The sequence below is a fragment of the Streptomyces sp. NPDC048001 genome, assembly GCF_043203115.1.
In the GTDB taxonomy this organism is placed as follows: Bacteria; Actinomycetota; Actinomycetes; order Streptomycetales; family Streptomycetaceae; genus Streptomyces; species Streptomyces sanyensis.
Genome location: NZ_JBIDBN010000002.1, coordinates 329964 through 356243 on the forward strand (window position 1 = coordinate 329964; position 26280 = coordinate 356243).

General features: G+C 73.3%; 30 protein-coding genes and 5 tRNA genes. 27 read left to right on the forward strand and 8 right to left on the reverse strand.

The window, feature by feature from the left end; genetic code table 11:
- Positions 1 to 214: 214 nt before the first annotated feature.
- From ACGF15_RS05750 to ACGF15_RS05790, 9 genes are all read left to right on the forward strand, one after another.
- Positions 215 to 391, forward strand: a complete 177-nt coding sequence (locus ACGF15_RS05750; RefSeq protein WP_345614140.1) for a hypothetical protein — start codon at positions 215 to 217, stop codon at positions 389 to 391.
- Between the two features lie 313 nt (positions 392 to 704).
- Positions 705 to 1478, forward strand: a complete 774-nt coding sequence (locus ACGF15_RS05755; protein ID WP_345614139.1) for a fumarylacetoacetate hydrolase family protein — start codon at positions 705 to 707, stop codon at positions 1476 to 1478.
- Positions 1471 to 2946 carry a glutamate--tRNA ligase gene (gltX, locus tag ACGF15_RS05760; protein WP_392796985.1) on the forward strand — a complete coding sequence of 492 codons (1476 nt, stop codon included), beginning with the start codon at positions 1471 to 1473 and terminating at the stop codon, positions 2944 to 2946. The genes ACGF15_RS05755 and gltX overlap by 8 nt, the downstream gene beginning before the upstream one ends.
- 142 nt (positions 2947 to 3088) lie before the next feature.
- Positions 3089 to 3811: an HAD family hydrolase gene (locus ACGF15_RS05765; RefSeq protein ID WP_392796986.1), complete on the forward strand. Its 723-nt coding sequence runs from the start codon at positions 3089 to 3091 to the stop codon at positions 3809 to 3811.
- A 91-nt stretch (positions 3812 to 3902) separates the two neighbouring features.
- A tRNA-Gln gene (locus ACGF15_RS05770) sits at positions 3903 to 3974 on the forward strand.
- Between the two features lie 21 nt (positions 3975 to 3995).
- Positions 3996 to 4068 (forward strand) — tRNA-Glu (locus ACGF15_RS05775).
- Positions 4069 to 4129: 61 nt separating this feature from the next.
- Positions 4130 to 4205, forward strand: a tRNA-Glu gene (locus ACGF15_RS05780).
- 18 nt (positions 4206 to 4223) lie between these two features.
- Positions 4224 to 4295 (forward strand) — tRNA-Gln (locus ACGF15_RS05785).
- Positions 4296 to 4322: 27 nt separating this feature from the next.
- A tRNA-Glu gene (locus ACGF15_RS05790) sits at positions 4323 to 4395 on the forward strand.
- Between the two features lie 132 nt (positions 4396 to 4527).
- Here the strand turns inward: ACGF15_RS05790 and ACGF15_RS05795 are convergent.
- A complete protein-coding gene (locus tag ACGF15_RS05795; protein WP_392796987.1) occupies positions 4528 to 5172 on the reverse strand; it encodes a MerR family transcriptional regulator in 645 nt (214 codons plus the stop codon).
- Positions 5173 to 5248: 76 nt separating this feature from the next.
- Between ACGF15_RS05795 and ACGF15_RS05800 the strand changes: the two genes are divergently transcribed.
- Positions 5249 to 5728 (forward strand): DUF4188 domain-containing protein, encoded by a 480-nt coding sequence (locus tag ACGF15_RS05800; RefSeq protein ID WP_362609211.1) that lies wholly within the window; start codon positions 5249 to 5251, stop codon positions 5726 to 5728.
- Between the two features lie 73 nt (positions 5729 to 5801).
- Here the strand turns inward: ACGF15_RS05800 and ACGF15_RS05805 are convergent, their stop codons facing one another.
- Together ACGF15_RS05805 and ndgR are read right to left on the reverse strand one after the other, a co-directional pair.
- A complete protein-coding gene (locus tag ACGF15_RS05805) occupies positions 5802 to 6050 on the reverse strand; it encodes an SCO4226 family nickel-binding protein (RefSeq protein ID WP_345614134.1) in 249 nt (82 codons plus the stop codon).
- A 119-nt stretch (positions 6051 to 6169) separates the two neighbouring features.
- Positions 6170 to 6886 carry an IclR family transcriptional regulator NdgR gene (gene ndgR, locus ACGF15_RS05810; RefSeq protein ID WP_026278050.1) on the reverse strand — a complete coding sequence of 239 codons (717 nt, stop codon included), beginning with the start codon at positions 6884 to 6886 and terminating at the stop codon, positions 6170 to 6172.
- Positions 6887 to 7030: 144 nt separating this feature from the next.
- Between ndgR and leuC the strand changes: the two genes are divergently transcribed.
- From leuC to ACGF15_RS05830, 4 genes are all read left to right on the forward strand, one after another.
- The gene (leuC, locus tag ACGF15_RS05815) at positions 7031 to 8461 is read left to right on the forward strand and encodes a 3-isopropylmalate dehydratase large subunit (RefSeq protein ID WP_345614133.1); all 1431 of its coding nucleotides are present in this window, start codon (positions 7031 to 7033) and stop codon (positions 8459 to 8461) included.
- Positions 8462 to 8467: 6 nt separating this feature from the next.
- Positions 8468 to 9061, forward strand: coding sequence for a 3-isopropylmalate dehydratase small subunit (gene leuD, locus ACGF15_RS05820; protein WP_345614132.1), 594 nt, complete (start codon positions 8468 to 8470; stop codon positions 9059 to 9061).
- 104 nt (positions 9062 to 9165) lie between these two features.
- Positions 9166 to 9393 carry a hypothetical protein gene (locus ACGF15_RS05825; RefSeq protein WP_256522824.1) on the forward strand — a complete coding sequence of 76 codons (228 nt, stop codon included), beginning with the start codon at positions 9166 to 9168 and terminating at the stop codon, positions 9391 to 9393.
- A 143-nt stretch (positions 9394 to 9536) separates the two neighbouring features.
- On the forward strand, positions 9537 to 10193 hold the full coding sequence (locus ACGF15_RS05830) for an HU family DNA-binding protein (RefSeq protein ID WP_362609205.1): 657 nt from the start codon (positions 9537 to 9539) through the stop codon (positions 10191 to 10193).
- A gap of 189 nt (positions 10194 to 10382) precedes the next feature.
- Here ACGF15_RS05830 and ACGF15_RS05835 read toward each other — a convergent pair whose 3' ends face one another.
- Together ACGF15_RS05835 and cofC are read right to left on the reverse strand one after the other, a co-directional pair.
- Positions 10383 to 10586, reverse strand: a complete 204-nt coding sequence (locus tag ACGF15_RS05835) for a hypothetical protein (RefSeq protein WP_256522822.1) — start codon at positions 10584 to 10586, stop codon at positions 10383 to 10385.
- Between the two features lie 176 nt (positions 10587 to 10762).
- Entirely contained in the window at positions 10763 to 11407 is a 645-nt protein-coding gene (gene cofC, locus ACGF15_RS05840; protein WP_345614130.1) for a 2-phospho-L-lactate guanylyltransferase, read from the reverse strand.
- Between the two features lie 204 nt (positions 11408 to 11611).
- On the opposite strand from cofC, the gene ACGF15_RS05845 reads away from it, so the two are divergent.
- From ACGF15_RS05845 to ACGF15_RS05855, 3 genes are read left to right on the forward strand one after another with little or no spacing between them, the layout of a single operon-like run.
- Positions 11612 to 12364, forward strand: a complete 753-nt coding sequence (locus ACGF15_RS05845) for a lysophospholipid acyltransferase family protein (protein ID WP_392796988.1) — start codon at positions 11612 to 11614, stop codon at positions 12362 to 12364.
- Entirely contained in the window at positions 12361 to 13371 is a 1011-nt protein-coding gene (locus ACGF15_RS05850) for an NAD(P)H-dependent glycerol-3-phosphate dehydrogenase (RefSeq protein ID WP_345614128.1), read from the forward strand. The genes ACGF15_RS05845 and ACGF15_RS05850 overlap by 4 nt, the downstream gene beginning before the upstream one ends.
- Positions 13372 to 13405: 34 nt before the next feature.
- Entirely contained in the window at positions 13406 to 14563 is a 1158-nt protein-coding gene (locus ACGF15_RS05855) for a D-alanine--D-alanine ligase family protein (RefSeq protein ID WP_345614127.1), read from the forward strand.
- Between the two features lie 43 nt (positions 14564 to 14606).
- Here ACGF15_RS05855 and ACGF15_RS05860 read toward each other — a convergent pair whose 3' ends face one another.
- The gene (locus tag ACGF15_RS05860) at positions 14607 to 15080 is read right to left on the reverse strand and encodes a DUF3515 domain-containing protein (RefSeq protein WP_345614126.1); all 474 of its coding nucleotides are present in this window, start codon (positions 15078 to 15080) and stop codon (positions 14607 to 14609) included.
- A 20-nt stretch (positions 15081 to 15100) separates the two neighbouring features.
- Positions 15101 to 15334 carry an Lrp/AsnC ligand binding domain-containing protein gene (locus ACGF15_RS05865; protein ID WP_345614125.1) on the reverse strand — a complete coding sequence of 78 codons (234 nt, stop codon included), beginning with the start codon at positions 15332 to 15334 and terminating at the stop codon, positions 15101 to 15103.
- Between the two features lie 257 nt (positions 15335 to 15591).
- Here ACGF15_RS05865 and ACGF15_RS05870 point away from each other — a divergent pair, with 257 nt between their 5' ends.
- Together ACGF15_RS05870 and thiD are read left to right on the forward strand one after the other, a co-directional pair.
- Complete coding sequence (locus tag ACGF15_RS05870; RefSeq protein WP_345614124.1) at positions 15592 to 16581, forward strand: thiamine-phosphate kinase; 990 nt, start codon at positions 15592 to 15594, stop codon at positions 16579 to 16581.
- A gap of 10 nt (positions 16582 to 16591) precedes the next feature.
- Complete coding sequence (thiD, locus tag ACGF15_RS05875) at positions 16592 to 17380, forward strand: bifunctional hydroxymethylpyrimidine kinase/phosphomethylpyrimidine kinase (RefSeq protein ID WP_345614123.1); 789 nt, start codon at positions 16592 to 16594, stop codon at positions 17378 to 17380.
- A 166-nt stretch (positions 17381 to 17546) separates the two neighbouring features.
- Here the strand turns inward: thiD and rpmB are convergent, their stop codons facing one another.
- Positions 17547 to 17732 carry a 50S ribosomal protein L28 gene (gene rpmB, locus ACGF15_RS05880; RefSeq protein ID WP_003957616.1) on the reverse strand — a complete coding sequence of 62 codons (186 nt, stop codon included), beginning with the start codon at positions 17730 to 17732 and terminating at the stop codon, positions 17547 to 17549.
- Between the two features lie 265 nt (positions 17733 to 17997).
- Here rpmB and ACGF15_RS05885 point away from each other — a divergent pair, with 265 nt between their 5' ends.
- From ACGF15_RS05885 to rnc, 8 genes are all read left to right on the forward strand, one after another.
- Complete coding sequence (locus ACGF15_RS05885) at positions 17998 to 19599, forward strand: DAK2 domain-containing protein (protein WP_392797059.1); 1602 nt, start codon at positions 17998 to 18000, stop codon at positions 19597 to 19599.
- A gap of 259 nt (positions 19600 to 19858) precedes the next feature.
- Positions 19859 to 21979: an ATP-dependent DNA helicase RecG gene (gene recG, locus ACGF15_RS05890; protein ID WP_392797060.1), complete on the forward strand. Its 2121-nt coding sequence runs from the start codon at positions 19859 to 19861 to the stop codon at positions 21977 to 21979.
- A gap of 87 nt (positions 21980 to 22066) precedes the next feature.
- Positions 22067 to 22651, forward strand: coding sequence for a 16S rRNA (guanine(966)-N(2))-methyltransferase RsmD (gene rsmD / locus ACGF15_RS05895; protein WP_345614122.1), 585 nt, complete (start codon positions 22067 to 22069; stop codon positions 22649 to 22651).
- 26 nt (positions 22652 to 22677) lie between these two features.
- Entirely contained in the window at positions 22678 to 23160 is a 483-nt protein-coding gene (gene coaD, locus ACGF15_RS05900; RefSeq protein ID WP_345614232.1) for a pantetheine-phosphate adenylyltransferase, read from the forward strand.
- A 146-nt stretch (positions 23161 to 23306) separates the two neighbouring features.
- Complete coding sequence (locus ACGF15_RS05905; RefSeq protein ID WP_345614121.1) at positions 23307 to 24410, forward strand: cell division initiation protein; 1104 nt, start codon at positions 23307 to 23309, stop codon at positions 24408 to 24410.
- 148 nt (positions 24411 to 24558) lie between these two features.
- Positions 24559 to 25197 carry a DUF177 domain-containing protein gene (locus ACGF15_RS05910; RefSeq protein WP_345614231.1) on the forward strand — a complete coding sequence of 213 codons (639 nt, stop codon included), beginning with the start codon at positions 24559 to 24561 and terminating at the stop codon, positions 25195 to 25197.
- Positions 25198 to 25199: 2 nt separating this feature from the next.
- Positions 25200 to 25373 carry a 50S ribosomal protein L32 gene (rpmF, locus tag ACGF15_RS05915; protein WP_026165248.1) on the forward strand — a complete coding sequence of 58 codons (174 nt, stop codon included), beginning with the start codon at positions 25200 to 25202 and terminating at the stop codon, positions 25371 to 25373.
- 19 nt (positions 25374 to 25392) lie between these two features.
- On the forward strand, positions 25393 to 26229 hold the full coding sequence (gene rnc / locus ACGF15_RS05920) for a ribonuclease III (RefSeq protein ID WP_392796989.1): 837 nt from the start codon (positions 25393 to 25395) through the stop codon (positions 26227 to 26229).
- Positions 26230 to 26280 lie beyond the last annotated feature (51 nt).

The following is a 26280-nucleotide window of genomic DNA, read 5'->3' on the forward strand; positions in this document are numbered from 1 at the left end:
AAGGGTTCAGTGGCGGAATGTCCGTTCCGCTGTCTGGTGGGTCACGGGTGACTTGCCCGAATTATTACTCATCTCGTGAGCAAACTCACACGATGATCGGTGAGTTCCTCTGGCATTCCATGGGAATCGGGTGTTTAGCCTGGCGCTTTGCAAGGTTGGCCCGGATGTCAACCGCACCCCCCAGCCCCTGAGCCGACGAGGTCTGAACCCACCGATGAAGACGACGATGACGGTCCGCACCACCGCCAACCCCCGCCGGACGACCCTCGCGCACCTGAAGGACGCCGGGGAACTGGTGGCCGCGGAGCAGACGGAGCACTCCCTCGACCTCCCGGAGCAGACGGCGAACCCGCGCCGCACCGTCCTCATGGAGGCGCCCGCCTCCTCCTGAGCCTCCCCGGGCCCGAACCGGCCCGCACCGGCACACCGCGATGCCCGGGCCCCGGCGGCCCGGGCATCGCCGCGTTCCGGGAGCCGCGCCCTCCCGCCCGGGCCGCCCGCCGTTCCGCGGCCCCCGGCTCCCCGCCGCGTCCGGGCGCCGCCGCCGGCTCCGCCCCGCCGCCCCGGACGGCTCCCGGCCGCCGCTCCCCGGCCGACCGGGCGGGCCCCCGCGGCGCGCTAGCCTGGAGCGTCAGCAACCGGCCCGCGCCGAGCGCGCCCGGCCGGCTCGTCACGCAGGAAGAAGTGAGGGGCGACAGCATCCCGTGCGCATCGCCAGGTTCTCCATCGACGGCAATGTCGCCTTCGGCGCGGTCGAGGACGGGCCCGACGGCCCGGTCCTCGACATCATCAAGGGCATCCCGTACGCCGACTTCGAGCTCTCCGGCACCAAGGTCCCGCTGAAGAGCGTCCGCCTGCTGCCGCCCGTGCTGCCCAACAAGGTGGTGGCGATCGGCCGCAACTACGCCGAGCACGCCGCGGAGCTCGGCAACGAGGTCCCGGAGGTGCCCGTCGCCTTCTTCAAGCCCACCACCTCGGTGATCGGCCACGGGGACCCGATCGAGTACCCCTCCTTCTCGCAGGAGCTGCACCACGAGGCCGAGCTCGCCGTCGTGATCGGCCGCATGTGCCGCGAGGTCCCCCGCGAGCGCGTCAAGGACGTCGTCTTCGGCTACACCTGCGCCAACGACGTCACCGCCCGCGACGTCCAGCGCCGGGAGGCGCAGTGGGCCCGAGCCAAGGGCTTCGACAGCTCCTGCCCGCTCGGCCCCTGGGTGGTCACCGACCTCGACCCCTCGGACCTCGGCGTCCAGTGCACCGTCAACGGCGAGCAGCGCCAGCTGGGCCGCACCGGCGACATGGTCCGCTCGATCGAGGACCTGATCGTCCACATCACCGAGGCGATGACCCTGCTCCCGGGCGACGTCGTCCTCACGGGCACCCCCGCGGGCGTCGGCCCGCTCAACGTCGGCGACGAGGTCGCCGTCACCATCGAAGGCATCGGCACTCTCACCAACAAGGTGATCAAGCGTGGCTAACGCGAACGTCCGCGTACGTTTCTGTCCCTCCCCGACCGGCAACCCCCATGTGGGCCTGGTCCGCACGGCGCTGTTCAACTGGGCCTACGCCCGGCACACCGGCGGCACCATGGTCTTCCGCATCGAGGACACCGACGCGGCCCGCGACTCCGAGGAGTCCTACCGGCAGCTGCTCGACTCGCTGCGCTGGCTGGGTCTCGACTGGGACGAGGGCCCCGAGGTGGGCGGCCCGCACGCCCCCTACCGGCAGTCCGAGCGGATGGACCTCTACCGGGACGTCGCCGGGAAGCTGCTCGCCGCCGGCCACGCCTACCGCTGCTACTGCACCGCCCTGGAGCTGGAGGCCCGCCGCGACGCCGCCCGCGCCGCCGGACGCCCCTCCGGGTACGACGGCACCTGCCGGGACCTCACCGAGGAGCAGCGCGCCGCCTTCGAGGCCGACGGCCGCGAGTCCATCGTCCGCTTCCGGATGCCCGACGAGCCGATCACCTTCACCGACCTGGTGCGCGGCGAGCTGACCTTCACCCCGGACAACGTCCCCGACTTCGGCATCGTGCGCGCCAACGGCGCCCCGCTGTACACCCTGGTCAACCCGGTGGACGACGCCCTGATGGAGATCACCCACGTCCTGCGCGGCGAGGACCTGCTCTCCTCCACCCCCCGGCAGATCGCCCTCTACAGGGCCCTGATCGAACTCGGCCTCGCCAAGGAGATCCCGGCCTTCGGCCACCTGCCCTACGTGATGGGCGAGGGCAACAAGAAGCTCTCCAAGCGCGACCCGCAGTCCTCGCTCAACCTCTACCGGGAGCGCGGCTTCCTCCCGGAGGGGCTGCTGAACTACCTGTCGCTGCTCGGCTGGTCCTTCTCCGCCGACCAGGACGTCTTCACGGTCCCCGAGATGATCGAGCGGTTCGACGTCGCCGACGTCAACGCCAACCCGGCCCGCTTCGACCTGAAGAAGGCCGAGTCGATCAACGGCGACCACATCCGGATGCTCGACGTGAAGGCCTTCACCGAGGCGTGCGAGCCCTGGCTCACCGCCCCGCACGCCAACTGGGCCCCGGAGGCCTTCGACCGGGCGAAGTGGGAGGCGATCGCCCCGCACGCCCAGACCCGCCTGACGGTCCTCTCCGACATCACCGCCAACGTCGACTTCCTCTTCCTCGACGCGCCGGTGGAGGACGAGGCGTCCTGGGCGAAGGCGATGAAGGGTGATCCGGCCGCCCTGCTGACCACCGCCCGCGAGAAGCTCGACGCGGCGGACTGGACGAGCGCCGAGTCCCTCAAGGAGGCGGTCCTGGCCGCGGGCGAGGCGCACGGCCTCAAGCTGGGCAAGGCCCAGGCCCCGGTCCGCGTCGCGGTCACCGGCCGCACCGTCGGCCTGCCGCTCTTCGAGTCCCTGGAGATCCTCGGCAGGGAGCGCACCCTGGCCCGTATCGACGCGGCCCTGGCCAGGCTCGCCGCCTGAGGACCCCTCCCCGGTGCCCGCCGGGCGGGGCGGCCCGTCCGCCACCCGCCCGGCGGGCACCGCCGTACCGGGGCTGAGTTCCCCTGCCGCCTCCTCGTCATCCCGGGTGCGGGCGGGCCGGCCGCGGCGGTAGCGTCGGGGCATGCCGATCCGCGCCGTGCTGTGGGACATCGACGACACCCTCTTCGACTACGCGGGAGCCGACCGCACGGGCATGAGCGCCCACCTGGGGCGCGAGGGGCTGCCGGGCGGGTACGCCGACGTGGAGCAGGCCCTGGCCGCCTGGAAGCGGCTCACACAGGTCCACTGGGACCGTGTCGCCCGCGGGCTGACCGACTTCCCGGGCCAGCGCCGCGACCGGGTGCGGGACTTCCTCGGTGCACCGTCCCTGACCGACGCGGAGGCCGACGACTGGTTCGGGCGCCACCTCGTGCACTACGAGGCCGCGTGGTCCCTCTTCCCCGACGCCGTTCCGGCGCTCGACCTGCTGGCGGGCGACTACCGCCATGCCGTGCTGTCCAACTCCAGCCTCGCCCACCAGGAGCGCAAGCTGCGTGCCCTGGGTGTGCGGGACCGCTTCGAGGCCGTCGTCTGCGCGGTCGAACTCGGGGTGTCCAAGCCCGAGGCCGGTGCCTTCCTGGCCGCGTGCGAGGCGATCGGCCTGCCCCCGCACCAGGTCGCCTACGTGGGGGACCAGCCGGACATCGACGCCCGGGGAGCAGTCGAGGCGGGCCTCGCGGGGATCTGGCTGGACCGCGAGGGAGCGGGCGGAAGGCCCGAGCTCACCCGGATCACGGGGCTCGACCAGCTGGCCCCGCTGCTGCGCGGGGATACCCGTTTTGGAGCGCCGTCCACCTTCGGGTAATGTTCTTCCTGCGCCGAGGGGAGCGGGCCGAAAAGCCCGGACCCGGAAGCGTAAACCCGGACAAGATCCCTTAGCGGGGGTTGTGTTCTGGTGGCCTATGGTGTAATTGGCAGCACGACTGATTCTGGTTCAGTTAGTCTTGGTTCGAGTCCAGGTAGGCCAGCTCGCAGAGCTCATCTGCAAGGCCCCCGTTGTGTAGCGGCCTAGCACGCCGCCCTCTCAAGGCGGTAGCGCCGGTTCGAATCCGGTCGGGGGTACAGATCCTTCTCGCGGGGTCATCAGGGTCGCTCCCGATGGCACCGATGCAGGATCGCCAGGGCCCCCGTTGTGTAGCGGCCTAGCACGCCGCCCTCTCAAGGCGGTAGCGCCGGTTCGAATCCGGTCGGGGGTACCAGCTGGTCTAAACCACCAGTGGCCTATGGTGTAATTGGCAGCACGACTGATTCTGGTTCAGTTAGTCTTGGTTCGAGTCCAGGTAGGCCAGCAGATCCCCCTCGGGGATCACCATCTCGCCCCCGTTGTGTAGCGGCCTAGCACGCCGCCCTCTCAAGGCGGTAGCGCCGGTTCGAATCCGGTCGGGGGTACGAGCCCGAAGGGGCCCTTCATCGGAAGGGCCCCTTCGGCGTTCCCGGCCGGTGGCTGGCGGCGGGGGGCGTGTCCGGCACGGAGCGGCGCCCGGTGCGGTGGACCGCGGGGCGCCGGATCGTGGACGGCCCTCAGCTGATCCCGTAGCGCCGTGCCGACTCCACCTCCTGCGCCAGCCGCCGCAGACCGAGCAGCAGCGGGTCGTACAGGACCGCCGAGGCGACCGCGGCCTCCACCTGCTCCGAGCCCGGCGGACGGGTCTCCAGCAGATCCAGGTCGTGTGCCGCCACCTCGCCCATGTGGCGTGCGTACGGCACGAGTTCGTCCAGCGAGAGCGGGAACCCCAGCCGGTTCAGGGTGGCGATGGCGGTGACCAGGGCGCGGTGGACGGGGGAGAGCTCCCCGATCTCCCGGGCGGTGTCCCAGCCCAGCTCGGTCAGCAGCGCGTCCAGGGTCCCCCGGGCCGCGACCGCGGCCGCGTCGTCCCCGACCTCGTCCGTGGGCTGCGGCAGGGCCCAGGTGGCCGCGCCCAGACGCATCGTGAGGCCCAGCGACTCGTCGTCCACGTGGCCGAGCACCTCGCGGGCCGTGGCCACCGGGACGCGCCCGACCTGGATCATCGCCCGCACCAGCCGCAGCCTGCGCAGGTGGGACTCGTCGTACTCGGCCTGGGTGGCCGTGACCCGCCGGCCCGGCGGCAGCAGCCGCTCGCGCAGGTAGTACTTGATCGTCGCGATGGAGACGCCGCTCCGCTCGCTCAGCTCACCGAGACGCACGACTTGTGCCCTTCGTTGGGTAGTGCGACTATCTCATCAGGAGAGTGAAACTATCCAACAGTGTCGAGGGGGCGTCATGCGCGTCAGGATCCAGCCCGGCCGGACCACCGCGGCGGCGGACGGGGAGGTGGTCGTCTTCCTCATCGGGATACGGATCAACCGCCTCCTGGCGGTGCACCGTTGGCTGCCCGTGTTCCTCGCCATGCCGATGATGCTCAGGGAGCTGGGGCGCGACCGCTCCCTCGGCCTCCTGCACCATCTGCTGCTCACTGGCTCCCCGCGGACCTACTACCTCGTCCAGTACTGGGAGTCCAAGGACAAGCTGCTCGCCTACGCCTCCGCACCCGAGCGCCTCCACCGCTCCTGGTGGGGGCGGATGAACCGGGCGGTGCGCAGGGGCGGGCGCCATGTCGGCATCTGGCACGAGACCTACGTGGTCCCGGCGGGCTCCTACGAGTCCATCTACGCGGACATGCCGCCCCACGGGCTCGGCAGGGCCCACGGGACGGTGCCGCTGCGGCCCGGGGTGCAGGCGCAGGACCGGCTGGAGGTCTGAGCGGCGCGCCGGGGGTCGTGCCGCGGCCGGGGGCCCGGGCGCACCCGTACGCGGCGGGTGCGCGCGGTGGGGGTCAGGCCGTGATCGGCACCGGGTGGATCTCGTCCGCGGGGTGCCCGGCCCGCTCGTGGACGCGCTGGATCGCGTCGGCGGACGGCCCCTCGGACAGGCAGTACACGGTCCCGGTCCCGGGGTCGGCCCAGGCCCGCTTGAAGTGCACGCCTTCCTCGCCCTCGATGGCGAGGTCCGCGTTGTGGGCCTCCCGCAGCTTCTCGCTCGTGATGTCCTTCATGCCGTGGTGGACGTCCATGAACTCGGCCATGGCTGCTGCACCTCCGTCGGTCGGCGGTACCTCCATGGTCCACCCGGCGGCCCCCTCGGACACGTCCGGCCGGCCCCTGCGGCGTTGGAGGGGCCGGCCGGATGCGGTGGTCGGGGGCGTCAGCCGGAGCGGCGCAGGGCCTCGCTCAGGCGGGCGGCGGCGTCGATGACGGCCTGGGCGTGCATCCGTCCCGGGTGCCGGGTCAGGCGCTCGATCGGGCCCGAGACGGACACGGCGGCGACGACCCGGTTCGAAGGGCCGCGCACCGGGGCGGAGACCGAGGCGACGCCCGGCTCGCGCTCGCCGATCGACTGGGCCCACCCGCGGCGGCGCACCCCGGAGAGGGCGGTGGCGGTGAAACGGGCCCCCTGGAGCCCGCGGTGCAGCCGCTCCGGCTCCTCCCAGGCCATCAGGATCTGCGCCGAGGAGCCGGCCTTCATGGTGAGCGTCGAGCCGACCGGCACGGTGTCGCGCAGCCCGGAGAGCCGCTCCGCCGCCGCCACGCAGATGCGCATGTCGCCCTGCCGGCGGTAGAGCTGCGCGCTCTCGCCCGTCACGTCCCGCAGGTGGGTGAGCACGGGGCCGGCGGTGGCCAGCAGCCGGTCCTCGCCCGCCGCCGCGGCGAGCTCCGCCAGCCGCGGGCCCAGGATGAACCTGCCCTGCATGTCCCTCGCCACCATACGGTGGTGTTCCAGTGCCACGGCCAGGCGATGGGCCGTGGGTCGTGCGAGTCCCGTGGCCGCGACCAGGCCCGCGAGGGTGGCCGGACCGGACTCCAGGGCGCTCAAGACAAGGGCTGCCTTGTCGAGAACGCCGACGCCGCTAGAGTTGTCCATGCAACGATACTCGCGTCTCACTCTGTGAAACGCAAGTTCAATTTTCCATGGAACTTGTCACGCTGTAGTCGCGGCCCGCGGATCCATGGGACCGCACACGATCTCTAGATGCGCCGGGGGCACAGGCCGGCCGGAGGGAAAGCGATGGGTAGGACACTCGCGGAGAAGGTCTGGGACGACCATGTCGTCCGGCGCGCAGAGGGCGAGCCCGACCTCCTCTACATCGATCTGCACCTGCTGCACGAGGTGACCAGCCCCCAGGCCTTCGACGGCCTGCGCAAGAACGGCCGGCAGGTGCGGCGCCTCGACCTCACCATCGCGACCGAGGACCACAACACCCCGACCCTGGACATCGACAAGCCCATCGCCGACCCCGTCTCCCGCACCCAGCTGGAGACCCTGCGCAAGAACTGCGCGGACTTCGGCGTGCGCCTGCACCCGCTGGGCGACGTCGAGCAGGGCGTCGTCCACGTCGTGGGCCCGCAGCTGGGTCTGACCCAGCCCGGCACCACCGTGGTCTGCGGCGACTCGCACACCTCCACCCACGGCGCCTTCGGCGCGCTGGCCTTCGGCATCGGCACCTCCCAGGTCGAGCACGTCCTGGCGACCCAGACCCTGCCCATGGCCCGCCCGAAGACCATGGCGATCACCATCGACGGCGAACTGCCCGAGGGGGTCACCGCGAAGGACCTCATCCTCGCCGTCATCGCGAGGATCGGCACCGGCGGCGGCCAGGGCTATGTGCTGGAGTACCGGGGCCCGGCCATCGAGAAACTCTCGATGGAGGCCCGGATGACCATCTGCAACATGTCCATCGAGGCCGGTGCCCGGGCAGGCATGATCGCCCCCGACGAGACCACCTTCGCCTACCTCCGCGGACGCGACCACGCGCCGCAGGGCGAGGACTGGGACGCCGCGGTCGCCTACTGGCGCACCCTGCGCACCGACGAGGACGCCGTCTTCGACGCCGAGGTGGTCATCGACGCCGCCGGGCTGAGCCCGTTCGTCACCTGGGGCACCAACCCCGGCCAGGGCGCCCCGCTGGGCGCCAACGTCCCCGACCCCGCTTCGTACGAGGACGCCTCGGAGCGCCTGGCCGCCGAAAAGGCACTGGAGTACATGGGGTTGACCGCCGGGCAGCCCCTGCGGGACATCTCCGTGGACACCGTCTTCGTGGGCTCCTGCACCAACGGCCGCATCGAGGACCTGCGGGCGGTGGCCTCGGTGCTGGGCGGCCGCAAGGTCGCCGACGGCGTACGGATGCTGGTCGTCCCCGGTTCCGTGCGGGTGGCGCTCCAGGCCGTGGAGGAGGGGCTGGACGCGGTCTTCAAGGAGGCCGGTGCCGAGTGGCGGCACGCCGGCTGCTCCATGTGCCTGGGGATGAACCCCGACCAACTGGCCCCCGGCGAGCGCTCCGCGTCCACCTCCAACCGCAACTTCGAGGGCCGGCAGGGCAAGGGCGGCCGGACCCACCTGGTCTCGCCGCAGGTGGCCGCCGCCACCGCCGTGCTGGGCCACCTGGCCTCCCCGGCCGACCTGTCCGACGCCGACGTCTCCACTCCCGTAGGGGTCTGAGGAACCATGGAAGCCTTCACCACGCACACCGGTCGCGCCGTCCCGCTGCGCCGCAGCAACGTCGACACCGACCAGATCATCCCCGCGCACTGGCTGAAGAAGGTCACCCGCGACGGATTCGAGGACGGCCTGTTCGAAGCCTGGCGCAAGGACCCCGGCTTCGTGCTGAACCGCCCGGAGCGCCAGGGCGCCTCGGTGCTCGTCGCCGGACCCGACTTCGGTACCGGCTCCTCCCGGGAGCACGCCGTCTGGGCCCTGCAGAACTACGGCTTCCGGGCCGTGCTCTCCTCCCGCTTCGCCGACATCTTCCGCGGCAACTCCCTCAAGAACGGCCTGCTGACGGTCGTCCTGGAGCAGTCCGTGATCGACGCCCTGTGGGAGCTGACCGAGGCCGACCCCACCGCGGAGATCACCGTCGACCTCCACTCGCGCACCGTCTCCGCTCCCGGGGTCACCGCCGGCTTCGAACTCGACGAGAACGCCCGCTGGCGGCTGCTGAACGGCCTCGACGACATCAGCCTCACTCTTCAGAACGAGTCGGACATCGCGGCCCACGAGGCGGGGCGCCCGTCCTTCAAGCCGCGCACGCTTCAGGTCTGAGCAGCGCTTTTCCCGAACTGCGCCCCCTGCCGCCCGGCGGGGGGCGCAGTCGTGCGTTGAGACCCCGTGGGGCGACAACTCGCCCCAGATGGCACAATCGGTGCATGGAACGTGACAGCCAACTCGAGCTCTACGAGGCGGTCGCGGCCCGACTCAAGGAAGCGCACGCCACGGTGCGCGCACTGCAAGTCCCGGAGGGCGTGAGGATGGCGCTGTCCCGGAAGCTGCTCGTCGTGACGGCGGCGGCGAAGCACGATCTCCCGGACGCCGCAAGGCGTCTGGACCGGTTGATGAAGGACCTCGACGAGGGCCGTTTCCCTCCCGGCGACTGACCCCAGAACTCCGCCAAGGTCGACTTCGTTGCGGCACTAGGGTGATTAGACCGTTTCGTGTTTGATTTGCGGTATATATCTGCCTAACGTGCGAAAACGCCTGGACGCAATCGTTCCGGCCAAATGTCTCCGAAGGGGAAGACGTGAACAAGGCGCAGCTCGTAGAAGCGATTGCCGACAAGCTCGGTGGCCGGCAGCAGGCCGCCGACGCTGTCGACGCGGTGCTTGACGCGATCGTCCGGGCGGTTGTCGCAGGGGACCGGGTCTCGGTCACCGGCTTCGGCTCGTTCGAGAAGGTAGAGCGCCCCGCCCGTTACGCCCGCAACCCGCAGACCGGCGAGCGTGTGCGGGTCAAGAAGACCTCGGTGCCGCGCTTCCGCGCGGGCCAGGGCTTCAAGGACCTGGTCAGCGGGTCGAAGAAGCTCCCCAAGGGGGGCGAGGTCGCGGTCAAGAAGGCGCCCAAGGGAAGCCTCTCGGGTGGTTCCTCCACCCGGACGACGGCCAAGGCGGCGGCCAAGAAGGCCACGGCGAAGAAGACCGCCGCGAAGAAGGCCACCGCGGCGAAGAAGACCACCGCCGCCAAGAAGACCACCGCGGCGAAGAAGACCACCGCCGCCAAGAAGACCACGGCGGCGAAGAAGACCACCGCGAAGAAGGCGGCCCCGGCGAAGTCGGCAGCGAAGAAGACCACGGCCAAGAAGACCGCCCCCGCGAAGAAGACCACCGCGAAGAAGGCGCCCGCCAAGAAGACGACGGCCCGCAAGACCGCCGCCAAGAAGACCACCGCCCGCAAGAAGTAGGGCGGCTCCACCCCCTGCACCCCACGCGACGGGCCGGCCTCCCCTCCGGGAGACCGGCCCGCGGCGTGTCCTCCGCCTCCCGGCCGCCCGCCCCGCCGCCCCCGCGTCGCCTTGCCCCGCCGCGCGGCCCGCCCGCCCGGTTCCCGGCCGGGCGCCCGGGAACCGGCCCGCGGCCCGGGTGCCGTCCGCTCAGAACGTCTGCAGCGTGATCAGGGTGATGCGCAGCGCCCCGCCCTCGCCCTCGGTCTCGATCCGCACCCGCTGCCCGGGGCGCAGCAGCCGCAGCCCCCCGGCGTCGAACGCCGCGGTGCCGAAGGGCACCGGTGTCCCGTCGTCGAGCAGCACGCTCCCGCTGCGGGTGTCCGGGTCGTAGGTGTACGAGGTGGCCTGCATGCGCCCCAGACTACGGCCTGTCCCGCGGTCCCCGGCGGGCGCACGGCGACCGCCCCGGCACCCGGCCGCGCCGTCGGACACCCGGGCGAACCCGGTACGGCGCCCGGCTCCGAGGCGTACGGCGCAGGCGCGTCCAGCCGTCGCCCGCCGACCCCCGGGGGGCGACGGGAGGGCGCTCAGGACCGGCCCGCGTACCCCGCCGTGTGCAGCGCGGTGCGCGGCCCGACGCCCAGTTCCAGCGCGGCCGCCAGATCCCGGCCGGTGTCCACGTCGCGGCGCACCGAATCGACGCCGGCGAGCGTGATTTCCACGGCCCCGGAGGCCGAATGGCGGCGGCGCGAAGGTCCGCCGAATGCGGGGCGCAATTCCACGGACGGGCGGGCGCACAGCAAAGTCGTCCCGATTCCCGAGGCATCCGCGAGAAAAGACCGGTCAAATGCCGATGCGGCGGCGAGAGTACGCGTCAATTCACCGGGGCGCAATGCCGGGAGGTCGGCGTTGAGCGCCGCCACCGCCGCCCCCGGGCGGAGGGCCCGGACCGCCTGGGCCCCGTGCGCCAGGGCCGCGTTGAGGCCGGCGCCCGGGGAGTCCGGCACCACCCGGGCGCCCAGCGCCGCCAGCGCGGCACCGGCCGTGCGGTCGTCCGTGACGACCACCACATCCCGTACCGCCGGGCAGGCCAGCGCCGCTGCCACGGTGTCCTGGGCGAACGCCAGCGCGAGCCGCGGCCGGAGGGCGTCGCCCGCGACGGGGGCGAGCCTGCTCTTGGCGGCGGCCAAGGGCTTCAGCGGCACGACCAGCGACCAGCCGGGCCGCGGCATCCTGTCCGTGGCGAACTCTCCCTCCCTGCGCGCGCGGAGCCCCCAGCGGAGCCGTTGCCGGACCATTGTCGCCCGGGGGCGGACGGGTCCGGGGCCCGGGCGGCGGACTCTGGGCGTACGGTGTCCTCGACAGACCAGGGGCCCGGGGCGACACTTGACCCCCGGCACGAGGGCCGATGCCCGCCCGAAGAGGAAGGTGTACGAGTGTCCCGCCGTAGAGTCGGCTTCTGGTACCGCCTGGCGGCGGTCATCGCTAAGCCCCCGCTGCTGCTTCTGTTCAAGCGGGACTGGCGGGGGATGGAACACATTCCGGCCGAGGGCGGATTCATCACCGCCATCAATCACAACTCGTACCTCGACATGTTCTCCTACGGGCACTTCCAGTACAACAGCGGCCGAGTGCCCCGATTCCTGGCGAAGGCCGCACTGTTCCGGACCCCCGGTGTGGGCCTGATGCTGCGCGGCACCGGGCAGATCCCGGTCTTCCGGGAGTCCTCCAACGCCGTGGGCGCCTTCCGCGCGGCCGTCGAGGCCGTGGAGCGGGGCGAGTGCGTCGCCTTCTACCCCGAGGGCACCCTCACCCGGGACCCCGCGGTGTGGCCGATGACCGCCAAGACGGGCGTCGCGCGCGCCGCCCTGCAGACGAGGGCGCCGGTCGTCCCGGTCGCCCAGTGGGGTGCCAACCTGGCGATGCCGCCCTACGCCAAGGAGAACAAGGTCAAGCTCTTCCCGCGCAAGACGCTGCAGGTGAAGGCCGGTCCGCCGGTCGACCTCAGCCGCTTCTACGACCAGGACCCCACCCCGGAGGTCCTCAAGGAGGCGACCGAGGAGATCATGGCCGCGATCACCCGCCTGCTGGAGGACCTCCGCGGCGAGAAGGCGCCCGCGAGGCCGTACGATCTGCGCGAGGCGCGCGCCCAGCTGCGCCGCAGGGCCGCCGGGGAGGAAGTGAAGTGACCCAGCCCGTCAAGGCCGCCGTCCTCGGGACGGGCTCGTGGGGCACCGCGTTCGGGATGGTGCTCGCCGACGCGGGCTGCGAGGTCGTCCTGTGGGGCCGCCGCCCCGAGCTCGCCGAGGCCGTCAATACCACCCGCACCAACCCCGACTACCTGCCGGGCATCGAGCTGCCCGCCGGGCTGCGCGCCACCACCGACGCGGGCGAGGCGCTGTCCGGCGCCGACTTCACCGTCCTGGCCGTGCCCTCCCAGACGCTGCGGGCCAACCTCGCGGCCTGGACCCCGGAGCTGGCGCCCGGCACCGTCCTGGTCTCCCTGATGAAGGGCGTCGAACTCGGCACCGCCAAGCGGATGAGCGAGGTGGTCGAGGAGGTCGCCGGGGTGGCCCCCGACCGCGTCGCGGTCGTCACCGGGCCCAACCTGGCCAAGGAGATCGCCTCCCGGATGCCCGCCGCCGCCGTGGTCGCCTGCCGGGACGAGGAGGCCGCCCGCCGGCTCCAGTCGGCCTGCCACACCCCCTACTTCCGGCCGTACACCAACACCGACGTCGTGGGCTGCGAACTCGGCGGCGCGGTCAAGAACGTCATCGGCCTCGCGGTGGGCATCGCCGACGGCATGGGCCTCGGGGACAACGCCAAGGGCTCCCTCATCACCCGCGGCCTCGCCGAGACCACCCGCCTCGGCCTCGCCATGGGAGCCGACCCGCTCACCTTCTCCGGGCTGGCCGGCCTCGGCGACCTGGTGGCCACCTGCTCCTCCCCGCTCTCGCGCAACCACACCTTCGGCACCAACCTCGGGCGCGGCATGACGCTGGCGGAGACCATCGCCGTCACCCGCCAGACCGCGGAGGGCGTGAAGTCCTGCGAGTCCGTGCTCGACCTCGCCCGCCGCCACGGCGTCGACATGCCGATCACGGAGACCGTGGTCGGGATCGTCCACGAGGGGAAGCCGCCGGTCGTCGCGCTCAAGGAGCTGATGTCCCGCGCCGCCAAGCCGGAGCGGCGCTGACGGCACCAGGACCAGCGGGTAGTCTCATCGCGATATGAGCACCGAGAACCTCCCCCAGAGTCCCGAGCAGCAGCCCCGCAGGCCCCGCGTGGCCGTCGTCTTCGGGGGCCGCAGCTCCGAGCACGGGATCTCCGTGGTCACCGCGGGCGCGGTCCTGCGCGCCATCGACCGCGCCCGCTACGACGTGCTTCCCATCGGCATCACCGCCGACGGCCGCTGGGCCCTGACCGCCGACGAGCCCGACCGCATGGCGATCACCGACCGCCGCACCCCGAACGTCGACGAACTCGCCGAGTCCGCGGAGGGCGGCGTGGTGCTCTCCGTCGACCCCGGCAGCCGCGAGGTGGTCTACAGCGAGCCCGGGGCCGTCCCCAAGGCCCTCGGCGACGTCGACGTCGTCTTCCCGGTGCTCCACGGGCCCTACGGCGAGGACGGCACCCTCCAGGGGCTGCTGGAGCTCTCCGGCGTGCCGTACGTCGGGTCCGGGGTGCTCTCCTCCGCCGTCGGCCAGGACAAGGAGTACATGAAGCGCGTCTTCGTCTCCTTCGGCCTGCCGGTCGGCCCCTACGAGGTGATCCGCCCCCGCGAGTGGGAGCAGGACCCGGCCGCCGCCCGCAAGAGGATCGTCGACTTCGCCGGCGACCACGGCTGGCCGCTGTTCGTGAAGCCCGCCCGCGGCGGCTCCTCGATGGGCATCACCAAGGTGGACGACCTCTCCGGTCTGGACGAGGCGATCGCCGAGGCCCAGCGCCACGACCCCAAGGTCCTGGTGGAGTCCCTGCTCAGCGGACGCGAGATCGAGTGCGGGGTGCTGGAGTTCGAGGACGGGCCGCGGGCCAGCGTCCCGGCCGAGATCCCGCCGGTCACCTCGCACGACTTCTACGACTTCGAGGCCAAGTACATCGACGCGGCCACCGGCCTGGTGCCCGCTCCGCTGACCCCCGAGCAGACCGCCGAGGTGCAGCGGCTCGCCGTCGCCGCCTTCGAGGCGGCCTCCTGCGAGGGCCTGGTCCGCGCGGACTTCTTCCTCACCGAGGACGGCTCCTTCGTCATCAACGAGATCAACACCATGCCCGGCTTCACCCCGATCTCCATGTACCCGCGGATGTGGCAGGAGAGCGGCGTCGGCTACGGCGAGCTGGTCGACCGGCTGATCCAGGCGGCGCTGCGCCGCTCCACCGGCCTGCGCTGACCCTGCCCGGACCCCCGCCCCGCGCGGGCGGGGGAGGGGGCGTTCACAGGGCCGAGGGGACCGCCCCGGCCACCGGCCCGGCCAGGTCCGTCAGCGGGCTCGCGTCGTGCAGATAGCGCCGGTCCAGGGTCACCTCCACGTACGTCCTGCGGTACGTCGTGGTGAAGCGGGGGCCCTCCTCGCGCTCCTCCAGCATCCAGCCCACGCCGTCCACCTCGACGCCCTGCGCCTGGGGGTCGCTCATCCGCTCGGGTCGCGGTACACCGCAGCGCAGTACGATCGCGGCATCACCCCACCCGGCGGTCAGCTCGGACGCCGGCTCGGGGTCCCGGCGCTCCTGCCCGGCGACCGACCGCGGCAGGGCGTCGTGCAGGGCGCGGCACAGGGCGGCCTCGTCGGCAGGGGGGCTGGGAGCGGCGACGGAGGCGCGAGCACCGTCGGCGCAGCCCGCCGCGGCGGCCAGCACGGCTGCGGCGGTCAGGAGTACGGGAAGGGGCCGGCGGCGCGAAGACGTCACCGGCCAAGCGTAGACGGGGGCTAGAGGTGAACCACCGGGCAGGTCAGGGTGCGGGTGATGCCGTCCACTTGCTGGACCTTGGCGACCACCATGCGTCCGAGGTCGTCGACCGTGTCCGCCTGCGCGCGCACGATGACGTCATAGGGGCCGGTCACATCCTCGGCCTGGATCACGCCCGGGAGCGAGCCGATGGTCTCGGCGACCACCGACGCCTTGCCCACCTCGGTCTGGATGAGGATGTACGCCTGTACCACGAAGCCTCCAGGGCGGCAGCTGGATCCCGGCGCCGGACGCCGGCGCGGAGATCCCGAGGAGAAGGGTCGCCACGGTATCGCGTCGCCGCGGGCCGCGGGGAGACCCTCGCGTGCCGCGGCACCCCCGGCGCGGCGTGTACGGAGCAGAAGTTGACGTATCCCTTGACGGTACCCAGGACGGTCACCGCACGCGACCTCGGCACGAGGCCGCCCACCGGAGTCCCGGCTACCGCCGACGCATGGAGAGGTGAACCTCGGTGAAGGGCACTGTGGGCGAGTTGGGGGAGTTCGGGCTCATCGAGAAGCTCACCTCCCGGCTCACCACCACGCCGGCGGTGCGGATCGGGCCCGGCGACGACGCCGCGGTCGTCTCCGCACCCGACCGGCGGGTCGTGGCGAGCACGGACATCCTGCTGGAGGGGCGGCACTTCCGCCGCGACTGGTCGACCGCCTACGACGTCGGCCGGAAGGCGGCGGCGCAGAACCTCGCCGACATCGCCGCCATGGGCGCGGTGCCCACCGCGCTGCTCCTCGGACTCGTCGTCCCCGCCGAACTGCCCGCGACCTGGGCCACCGAGCTCATGGACGGCATCCGCGACGAATGCCAGGTCGCCGGGGCGGCCGTGGTCGGCGGCGACGTGGTCCGCGGCGAGGCCATCACCCTCGCCATCACCGCCCTCGGGGACCTGCGGGGCCACGAGCCGGTCACCCGCGGCGGCGCACGCCCCGGGGACGTGGTGGCCTACACCGGCTGGCTGGGCTGGTCCGCGGCGGGCCACGCGGTGCTCTCCCGCGGCTTCCGCTCGCCCCGCGCCTTCGTCGAGGCCCACCGCAGGCCCGAGCCGCCCTACCACGCGGGCCCGGCGGCGGCGGGCCTCGGCGCCACCGCCATGTGCGACGTCAGCGACGGGCTGGTGGCCGACCTCGGGCACATCGCCCAGGCCAGCAAGGCCCGCATCGACCTGCGCTCCGGCCTGATCGACATCCCCACGCAGATGCACGACATCGGCCAGGCCGTCGGCGTCGACCCCCTGCAGTGGGTCCTCACCGGCGGCGAGGACCACGCCATCGTCGCGACCTTCCCCCCGGACGCCAAGCTCCCCGCCCGCTGGAAGGTCATCGGCGAGGTGCTCCACCCCTCCGCGCTCCCGCAGGTCACCGTGGACGGTGCGCCCTGGACCAGCACGGGGGGCTGGGACCACTTCGGCGGGGACATCGAGGACGGCGGGGGAGCGGCCGGGCAGTAGATTCGGCGGCATGCAGACACCCCCGCGCGTGCTGACCGTCGCCGGCTCCGACTCCGGCGGCGGGGCAGGCATCCAGGCCGACCTGAAGACCATGCTCGCCCTCGGTGTGCACGGGATGAGCGTGCTCACCGCGGTGACCGCCCAGAACTCCACGGGGGTCCAGGGCGCCTGGGAGCTGCCCGTCGAGGCGGTGCGCGCCCAGTACCGCAGCGTCGTCGACGACATAGGCGTCCAGGCGGTCAAGACCGGGATGCTGGCCACCGCCGAGCTGGTGGAGGCCGTCGCCGAGCTGCTCACCGCCACCGACGCGCCCGTGGTGGTGGACCCGGTGGGGGTGTCCAAGCACGGCGACCCGCTCCTCGCGCAGTCGGCCCTCGCGTCCGTGCGCACCCGGCTGCTGCCCGCGGCGACCGTGGCCACCCCCAACCTCGACGAGGTCGCCCAGCTCACCGGCGTCGAGGTGGCGGGCGAGGAGGACCTGAGGGAGGCCGCCGCCGCGGTCCTCGGCCTCGGGCCGCGCTGGGCGCTGATCAAGGGCGGGCATCTGGAGGGCGAGGCCGTGGACCTGCTCACCGACGGCAGCGAGGAGCACTGGCTGCGCGCCCCGCGGCTGGACAACCGGCATACCCACGGCACCGGCTGCACCCTCGCCTCGGCCGTCGCCGCGGGCCTCGCCACGGGGCTCGACGTGCCGGAGGCCGTGCGCCGGGCCAAGGACTACGTCACGGGCGCCATCGCCGCGGGCTTCGCCCTCGGCTCCGGGATCGGCCCCGTCGACCACGCCTGGCGGCAGCGCTGACGGCGGCCGGGTCCCGCGGGCACCCCGGGCAGCCCCCGCGGACCCGGCCGGGCCCGGACAGGCGAGAAGCCGGCCCACCGAGGTGGACCGGCTTCCCAGGCAACCGGAGGGGCTGCGCTACGACGAGACGTCGGCGGGAACGTCCCCGCGGGCGCGGGGAGCATCCTTAGCGCGAGACCTTGCCGGCCTTGATGCACGAGGTGCAGACGTTGAGCCGCTTCGGCGTCCGACCGACCACGGCACGCACGCGCTGGATGTTCGGGTTCCAGCGACGGGACGTACGGCGGTGCGAGTGCGAAATGTTGTTGCCGAAGCCCGGCCCCTTGCCGCAGACGTCGCAGTTGGCAGCCACGGGTCACTCCAAAGACTTCAGATGCACTTACAGTGAAATCCGGCGTGCCGGATCAGTTGATCTGAAGTGGCCTGCCGGGGGAGACGCCCGATCCTCATCGGGCAACCGAAGCAGCATACAACGCCCGCTCCGGGGTTACGAAACTACCATGGTCCGGACCGCCCCCGGCCCGTGCCCGGGGCGCGGCCGGGGTCTACCCTGCGGATCGGCCCGCCGCCCAGGGCCGGCACGGCCGACCGAGGAGGACCCCCAGGTGCCGCAGACGATGGACGCCGAAGCGGTACGCACCTGGTGCTCACTGGCCCTGGAGGCCCTCGGCCGCGAGCGCGAGGCGATCGACGCGATCAACGTCTACCCCGTCGCCGACGGCGACACGGGCACCAACCTCTACCTCACCGTCGAGTCCGCGGCCCGGGCCGTCGAGGCCGTCTTCGCCGCGCACGAGACGGGGCGCACCGCCCCGCCGCCGGGGGACGTGGTGCACGCCATGGCCCACGGCGCCCTCCTGGGCGCCCGCGGCAACTCCGGCACCATCCTCGCCCAGCTGCTGCGCGGCATGGCGGAGCGGACGGGCGCGGGCGCGGGACTCGCGGACGCGCTGCAGCGGGCCGCGGACCTCGCGCGGGAGGCCGTCGCCCACCCCGTGGAGGGCACCATCCTCACCGTGGCCGCGGCCGCCGCCCGTGCCGCCCGCGCCGCGGGCACCGGCGCGGAGCCCGCCGCCCCCGCCGAGACCGCGCTGGCCGCCTGGGAGGGGGCCCGTGCCGCGCTCGACGCCACCCCGGACCAGCTGGCCGTCCTCGGCCGTGCGGGCGTGGTCGACGCGGGCGGGCGCGGCCTGCTGACCGTGCTCGGCGCCCTCGTCGAGACCCTCACCGGCCGGGCCCCCTCGCCCGCCGGAGGCCCCCCGGAGCGCCGCCGCCCGCAGGCCCCGGCGCCCGCCGGGGGCGCCTGCGGGCCCGACGGCGGCCCGGCCTTCGAGGTCCTGTACCTGCTGGAGGCCGGGGACGCGGCGGTCGCCCGCCTCCGGACCCGCCTGGACACCCTCGGGGACTCCCTGGTCGTGGTCGGCGGCGACGGGCTCTGGAACGTCCACGTCCACGTCGACGACGCGGGTGCCGCCGTCGAGGCCGGCATCGAGGCGGGCCGCCCCCACCGCATCCGGATCACCCACCTGGCCACCGCCGCCCCGCCCGCCCGCGAGCAGGCCCAGCGCGCGGTCGTCGCCGTCGTCCCCGGGGACGGGCTGCCCGCGCTCTGCGCCGAAGCCGGTGCGACGACGGTGCCCAGCCGCCCCGGGGAACCCCCCGCCAGCGGCGAGCTGGTGGAGGCCGTCCGCCGGGCCCACGCCCGGGAGGTGGTGCTGCTGCCCAACGACCCGGCGCTGCACCACACCGCGGCCGCCGCCGCCGAGCAGGCCCGCGCCGAGGGCGTGCGGGTGGCGCTCATCCCGACGCGCTCCCCGGTCCAGGGCCTCGCGGCCCTCGCCGTCCACGAGCCGGGCCGCAGCTTCGACGAGGACGTGGTCGCCATGACCGCGGCCGCGGGCGCCACCCGCCACGCCGAACTGGCGGTCGCCGAGAGCCGTTCGTGGACCTCCGCCGGGGTGTGCCAGGCGGGCGACGTCCTCGGGCTCATCGACGGCGACGTGGCGGTCATCGGCGCCGACCTCGCCGACACGGCCAGGGCGGTGCTGGACCGGATGCTCTCCTCGGGCGGCGAACTCGTCACCCTCGTCCTCGGCGACCGCACCCCGGACGGACTCCCCGGCCTGCTGGAGGCCCATGTGCGCGAGGGCTACCTGGCCGTCGACACCGTCGTCCACGAGGGCGGAGGGGACACCCCGCTGCTGATCGGCGTCGAATGAGGGCCGCCGCCCCGGCCGTCCCCGGCCGGCGCCCGGCGCCGGTCGGCCCTGGTGCCCGGTGCGTCCGGGCGCTGCGGCAGGGCGGCGGGATGCCGCAGCCGACGCCGCGCGCCCGCCGGGGACGACCGGGACGGCCCTCGGAGCCCGTCCCGCCACCCCCGTGCTGCGCCCCCCTGTCGGTGCGGTGGTGTGCAATGGGGGCGTGCCCGCGCTCGACGAACCCCTCAAGAACGCGCTCGGAGCCGCCACCGCCAAGGTGATGGCCGAGCACCTGGACCTCCGCACCCTCGGCGACCTGCTGCACCACTACCCGCGCCGGTACGCCGAGCGGGGCGAGCTCACCGCGCTGTCCGAGCTGCCGCTCGACGAGCACGTCACCGTCGTCGCCCAGGTCGCCGACGCCCGCGTCCACACCTTCAACCAGGGCCGGGGCCGGCGGCTGGAGGTCACCATCACCGACGGCAGCGGCCGCCTCCAGCTGGTCTTCTTCGGCAAGGGCGTCCACAGGCCCCACAAGGAGCTGCTGCCCGGCACCCGGGCGATGTTCGCCGGGAAGGTGTCGGTCTTCAACCGCCGCCTCCAGCTCGCCCACCCGGCCTACGAACTCCTCGGCGCCGAGGGGGCGGCAGACGCGGTGGATGCCTTCGCCGCCCGTCTCATCCCGATCTACCCGGCCTGCAGGCAGATGGAGTCCTGGAAGATCTCCAAGGCCGTGGACGCGGTGCTGGACCGCGCCGCGGACGCGCCGGACCCGCTCCCTCGGACCCTGCGCGAGGGCCGGGGGATGACGACCCTCCCCGACGCCCTGCGCCGGATCCACCGGCCCCGGACGCGGGCCGACGTCGAGCGGGCCCGGGAGCGCCTGAAGTGGGACGAGGCCTTCGTGCTCCAGGTGGCCCTCGCCCGCCGCCGGTACGCCGAGACCCAGCTGCCCGCGGCCGCCCGCCGCCCCGTCCCCGGCGGGCTGCTGGACGCCTTCGACGCCCGGCTCCCCTTCACCCTCACCGAGGGCCAGCAGAAGGTCAGCCGGGAGATCTTCGACGACCTGGCCACCGAGCACCCGATGCACCGGCTGCTCCAGGGGGAGGTCGGCTCCGGCAAGACCATGGTCGCGCTGCGGGCCATGCTCGCCGTGGTCGACGCCGGCGGCCAGGCCGCCCTGCTGGCCCCCACCGAGGTCCTGGCCCAGCAGCACCACCGCTCGGTCACGGAGATGATGGGCGACCTCGCCGAGCGGGGCATGCTCGGCGGAGCCGACCACGCGACCGGCGTCGTGCTGCTGACCGGCTCCATGGGAGCCGCCGCCCGCCGCCGCGCCCTGCTCGACCTGGCCACGGGCGAGGCCGGGATCGTCATCGGCACCCACGCGCTGATCGAGGACAAGGTCGCCTTCCACGACCTCGGCCTGGTCGTCGTCGACGAGCAGCACCGCTTCGGGGTCGAGCAGCGCGACGCCCTGCGCTCCAAGGGGTCCCGGCCCCCGCACCTGCTGGTCATGACCGCCACCCCCATCCCGCGCACCGTGGCCATGACGGTCTTCGGCGACCTGGAGACCTCGGTCCTCGACCAGCTGCCCGCCGGGCGCTCCCCGATCGCCACCCATGTCGTGCCGGCCGCCGACAAGCCCCACTTCCTGGCCCGGGCCTGGGAGCGGGTCCGGGAGGAGGTCGCCGGGGGCCACCAGGCGTACGTGGTCTGCCCCCGCATCGGCGACGAGGCGGAGGACGCCCGGGCCGGCAAGGGCGCCGAGGGCGACGCGGAGCGGCGGCCCCCGCTGGCGGTCCTGGAGACCGCCGAGCAGCTCTCCGGGGGACCGCTGGCGGGCCTGGAGGTCGCCGTGCTGCACGGCCGGATGGCCCCGGACGACAAGGACGCGGTGATGCGCCGCTTCGCCGCGGGCGAGGTCGACGTCCTGGTCGCGACCACCGTCGTCGAGGTCGGCGTCAACGTCCCCAACGCCACCGCCATGGTGATCATGGATGCCGACCGCTTCGGCGTCTCCCAGCTGCACCAGCTGCGCGGCCGCGTCGGGCGCGGCTCCGCCCCCGGACTGTGCCTGCTGGTCTCCGAGATGCCCGAGGCGAGCCCCGCCCGCGCCCGGCTCGGCGCGGTCGCCGCCACCCTCGACGGCTTCGAGCTCTCGCGGATCGACCTGGAGCAGCGCCGCGAGGGGGACGTCCTGGGCCAGGCCCAGTCCGGGGTGCGGTCCTCGCTGCGGATGCTCGCCGTCATCGAGGACGAGGAGGTCATCGCCGCCGCCCGGGAGGAGGCCGTCGCCGTGGTGCGCGAGGACCCCGAGCTGTCGGGGCTTCCCGCCCTGCGCAGCGCCCTCGACGCCCTGCTCGACGCCGAGCGGGAGCGCTACCTCGACAAGGGCTGACCGGCCGGGCCCCCGACGGGGCGGTGCACCCGCGGCCCGCCCCGGGCTGCGAGACTTGACGGCACACGTCCCACAGGAAGGCCCCGCATGACCCGCGTGATCGCCGGAGCAGCCGGCGGACGCCGCCTGGCCGTACCGCCGGGCAACGGCACCCGCCCCACCTCCGACCGCGCCCGCGAGGGCCTGTTCTCCGCCTGGGAGGCGCGCCTGGGCTCCCTGCAGGGCGCCCGGGTGGCCGACCTCTACGCCGGGTCGGGGGCCGTCGGGCTGGAGGCGCTGTCCCGGGGCGCGGCCCACGCGCTGCTCGTCGAGGCGGACGCCCGCGCCGTGCGGACCGTCCGCGACAACGCCCGGGCGCTGGGCCTGCCCGGCGCCGAGGTCCGGGCCGGCCGGGCCGAGCAGATCGCCGCCGGACCGGCGCCCGCCGACCCCTACGACCTCGTCTTCCTGGACCCGCCCTACGCCGTCACCGACGATGATCTCCGCGAGATCCTGCTCACACTCCGCCGCGGGGGCTGGCTCGCGGACGAGGCGGTCGCCACCGTGGAGCGCAGCACCAGAGGCGGGGAGTTCCGGTGGCCGGAGGGTTTCGAGCCGCTGCGGGCCCGTCGCTACGGCGAGGGCACGCTTTGGTACGGTCGCGCCGCCTCTACGTGCGAAGACGCACCATGACCGGACCGGAGAGCGAGGGACACCAGTTGCGCCGCGCAGTCTGTCCGGGGTCGTTCGACCCCATCACCAACGGACACCTCGACATCATCGCCCGAGCCTCCAAGCTGTACGACGTGGTGCACGTCGCGGTGATGATCAACCAGTCCAAGAAGGGGCTGTTCACCGTGGAGGAGCGGATCGCACTGATCCGCGAGGTCACCGGCGAGTACGGCAACGTGGTCGTGGAGTCCCACCACGGCCTGCTGGTGGACTTCTGCAAGGAGCGGGACATCCCGGCCATCGTCAAGGGGCTGCGGGCGGTCAGCGACTTCGACTACGAACTCCAGATGGCCCAGATGAACAACGGCCTGTCCGGGGTGGAGACGCTGTTCGTCCCGACCAACCCCACCTACAGCTTCCTCTCCTCCAGCCTGGTGAAGGAGGTCGCGGCCTGGGGCGGCGACGTCTCCCACCTGCTGCCCGAGCCCGTGCACCGCGCCCTGGTGGAGCGCCTCGGGCCCAAGGGGTGACCCCGCCGGGCCCGTGACGGACCGTCATCCCGTCGGGCGGTACCCGGGCATCCGGTGTCACCGCGGCCCCGGGGGGCCGTACAGTCGTGCCGTCCCTCCTTGGGGCGGCCGTGGCTCGGATCAGCGGGAGAGAGTGGCGAACCACCGTGGATGTGCAGAAGAAGCTCGACGACATCGTCGAGGCGGTGACGAGCGCGCGGTCGATGCCCATGTCGGCCTCCTGCGTGGTCAACCGCGCGGAACTGCTGGCCATGCTCGAAGAGGTGCGCGAGGCCCTGCCGGGCTCGCTCGCCCAGGCGCGGGAGCTCATCGGCGACCGTGAGCAGGTCGTCGCGGAGGCCCGCCGGGAGGCGCAGCGGATCATCGACTCCGCCCACGCGGAGCGCGGTTCGCTGATCTCCGACACCCGGGTCGCCCGCGAGTCCCAGGGCGAGGCGGACCGGATCGTCGCGGATGCCCGCCGGGAGGCGGAGGAGATCCGCGCCGAGGCCGACGACTACGTCGACTCCAAGCTGGCCAACTTCGAGGTCGTGCTCACCAAGACCATCGGCTCGGTGGACCGCGGGCGGGAGAAGCTCCTCGGCCGCGGTCCCGGCCTCGACGACCGGGGCCACGCGGACGAGGACGCCCCCGAGCACAGCAGCGACCCGCACACCCTCATCGAGCGCGCCGACGGATACGTGGACGCCAAGCTGGGCGCCTTCGAGGCGGTCCTGTCCAAGACCCTGGAAGCCGTCGGGCGGGGGCGGCAGAAGCTCCACGGCCGGACCGCCACCGACGACCTGGGGGCGCACCTGGCCGCCCAGGACGCCGTGAGCGGCCTCGGCCCCACCAGCGACGCCGAGTACCTCGCCGGACTGGCCGCCCCCGCCGAGCCGTCCCCCGCGGAGCCCGCCCCCGCCGGGCGGCAGGAGCACTACGGCTACGAGCCCGCCGCCGAGGCCCCGCGGATCCCCGCGCAGCAGGAGGCGCCCTACCCCTACGGCGGGCAGGACGGCTACCCCGGCTACGGCGGCCAGGACGCCTACGCGCCCACCGGATACGAACCGCAGCAGGGCTATGAACCGCAGCAGGGCTACGGGGGACAGCAGGGGTACGCGCAGCAGGGCTACGCCCACCAGGACCCCTACTCCTACGCCCCGCCGCAGCCGCCCGCCCCGCCGCAGGCCGCCTCGCTGGACGAGACCAGCCTCTTCGACACGAGCATGATCGACCTGGACCGGCTGCGCAGCTACGAGCAGGAGCGCTGAGCCGGAAGGCGGCCGAAGACCGGATTGGGCCCTGGGGGGCCGTTGAAGTATCCTGGCTCTTCGGTCGCGTGGTTTCCGCGATCTCCCCTGCCCGCTCCGACCCGTGAGCCGGGCGGGACCTCCCCACGATCCGAAAGCAGGAAGAGCCCTGAGCACGCGCCTCGACCACCGCAATCCCCTCGTGTTCGACACACACGAGCTGGGACGGCGGCCGGGTGCCCTCCAGCGGCTCTCCCGTACGGTGGACGCACCCGGTCCGCCGGCCGTGCTCGGCATCGACGGGGTGATCGGCGTGCCCGAGGGCAGGCCGGTGGAACTGGACCTCCGCCTCGAATCCGTCATGGAGGGCGTGCTCGTGACGGGCACCGCCCGTGCGCGGGCCGAGGGGGAGTGCGTAAGGTGTCTGGAGCCGGTGCGCGTCGATCTCGCAGCGGACTTCCAGGAGATGTTCTCGTACCCCGACGCCGACGAACGGGGCCGCCCCGCGGAGCCCGGCGACGACGAGGACGAGGACATCCTCCACCTCGAGGACGGCCTGTTCGACCTCGAACCCGTGCTGCGGGACGCGGTGGTGCTCGCACTGCCGATGCAGCCGGTGTGCCGGGAGGACTGCGAGGGTCTGTGCTCCACATGCGGGGCCAGCCTGAACGACGACCCGGACCACCACCACGACGCCGTCGACATCCGTTGGGCGGCATTGCAGGGACTCGCCGAGACCATCCAGGACGGCGAGAAGGACAACATGGGCGGCGCCGAAGCGGGCGTCGACGAGAAGCAGGAGAAGTAGCCGTGGCTGTTCCGAAGCGGAAGATGTCGCGCAGCAACACGCGCCACCGCCGGTCGCAGTGGAAGGCTGCGGTCCCCACCCTGGTTTCGTGTGAGCGTTGCCAGGAGCCGAAGCAGCAGCACATCGCGTGCCCGAGCTGCGGCACCTACAACAAGCGCCAGGTCCTCGAGGTCTGAGCGGCTGGTGAGAGGCGCGATGTCTGAGTCCAACAAGACGGACAATGCCTCGTCCCACACGCTTCTGGAAGGGCGGCTCGGGTACCGACTCGAGACCGCCCTTCTGGTGCGTGCGCTGACCCACCGCAGCTACGCGTACGAGAACGGCGGGCTGCCCACCAACGAGCGCCTGGAGTTCCTCGGGGACTCCGTGCTCGGCCTGGTGGTCACCGACACGCTGTACCGCACCCACCCGGACCTGCCCGAGGGCCAGCTGGCCAAGCTGCGGGCCGCGGTGGTCAACTCGCGTGCGCTGGCTGAGGTCGGCCGCGGCCTGGACCTGGGCTCCTTCATCCGGCTCGGCCGGGGCGAAGAGGGCACGGGCGGCCGGGACAAGGCCTCCATCCTCGCCGACACCCTCGAAGCGGTGATCGGCGCGGTCTATCTCGACCAGGGCCTCGAAGCGGCCTCCGAGCTGGTGCACCGGCTCTTCGACCCGCTGATCGAGAAGTCCTCCAACCTCGGCGCGGGTCTGGACTGGAAGACCAGCCTCCAGGAACTCACCGCCGCCGAGGGCCTGGGCGTGCCGGAGTACGTCGTCTCCGAGACGGGGCCGGACCACGAGAAGACCTTTACTGCTGCCGCCCGCGTCGGTGGTGTCTCGTACGGCACCGGCACCGGCCGCAGCAAGAAGGAGGCGGAGCAGCAGGCGGCGGAGTCCGCCTGGCGGGAGATCCGCTCCGCCGCCGACGCACGGGCCAAGGCGGCGGAAGCCGCGGCCACCGCCGGGGAGGCACCGGCCGAAGGGGGCGCCGACGCCCCTTCGGACGCCGCCGCCCCGCAGGCCGCCGAGCCGGGCGACCGGGCCACCGCCTGACGGCCCGCGCGGACCCGGCTCCGCAAGCCACCCGCAGGGCCCCCGCTCCGG

Coding starts and splice junctions, on each gene's coding strand:
- ACGF15_RS05825 (WP_256522824.1), top strand. CDS start 9,166: ATGGAACGTGACAGCCAACTCGAGCTCTACGAGGCGGTCGCGGCCCGA.
- rnc (WP_392796989.1), top strand. CDS start 25,393: ATGTCTGAGTCCAACAAGACGGACAATGCCTCGTCCCACACGCTTCTG.
- ACGF15_RS05835 (WP_256522822.1), bottom strand. CDS start 10,586: ATGCAGGCCACCTCGTACACCTACGACCCGGACACCCGCAGCGGGAGC.
- recG (WP_392797060.1), top strand. CDS start 19,859: ATGGCCGAGCACCTGGACCTCCGCACCCTCGGCGACCTGCTGCACCAC.
- cofC (WP_345614130.1), bottom strand. CDS start 11,407: ATGCCGCGGCCCGGCTGGTCGCTGGTCGTGCCGCTGAAGCCCTTGGCC.
- ACGF15_RS05885 (WP_392797059.1), top strand. CDS start 17,998: ATGGACGCCGAAGCGGTACGCACCTGGTGCTCACTGGCCCTGGAGGCC.
- ACGF15_RS05855 (WP_345614127.1), top strand. CDS start 13,406: ATGAGCACCGAGAACCTCCCCCAGAGTCCCGAGCAGCAGCCCCGCAGG.
- ndgR (WP_026278050.1), bottom strand. CDS start 6,886: ATGGACAACTCTAGCGGCGTCGGCGTTCTCGACAAGGCAGCCCTTGTC.
- ACGF15_RS05750 (WP_345614140.1), top strand. CDS start 215: ATGAAGACGACGATGACGGTCCGCACCACCGCCAACCCCCGCCGGACG.
- leuC (WP_345614133.1), top strand. CDS start 7,031: ATGGGTAGGACACTCGCGGAGAAGGTCTGGGACGACCATGTCGTCCGG.
- ACGF15_RS05765 (WP_392796986.1), top strand. CDS start 3,089: ATGCCGATCCGCGCCGTGCTGTGGGACATCGACGACACCCTCTTCGAC.
- ACGF15_RS05800 (WP_362609211.1), top strand. CDS start 5,249: ATGCGCGTCAGGATCCAGCCCGGCCGGACCACCGCGGCGGCGGACGGG.
- ACGF15_RS05805 (WP_345614134.1), bottom strand. CDS start 6,050: ATGGCCGAGTTCATGGACGTCCACCACGGCATGAAGGACATCACGAGC.
- thiD (WP_345614123.1), top strand. CDS start 16,592: ATGCAGACACCCCCGCGCGTGCTGACCGTCGCCGGCTCCGACTCCGGC.
- leuD (WP_345614132.1), top strand. CDS start 8,468: ATGGAAGCCTTCACCACGCACACCGGTCGCGCCGTCCCGCTGCGCCGC.
- rsmD (WP_345614122.1), top strand. CDS start 22,067: ATGACCCGCGTGATCGCCGGAGCAGCCGGCGGACGCCGCCTGGCCGTA.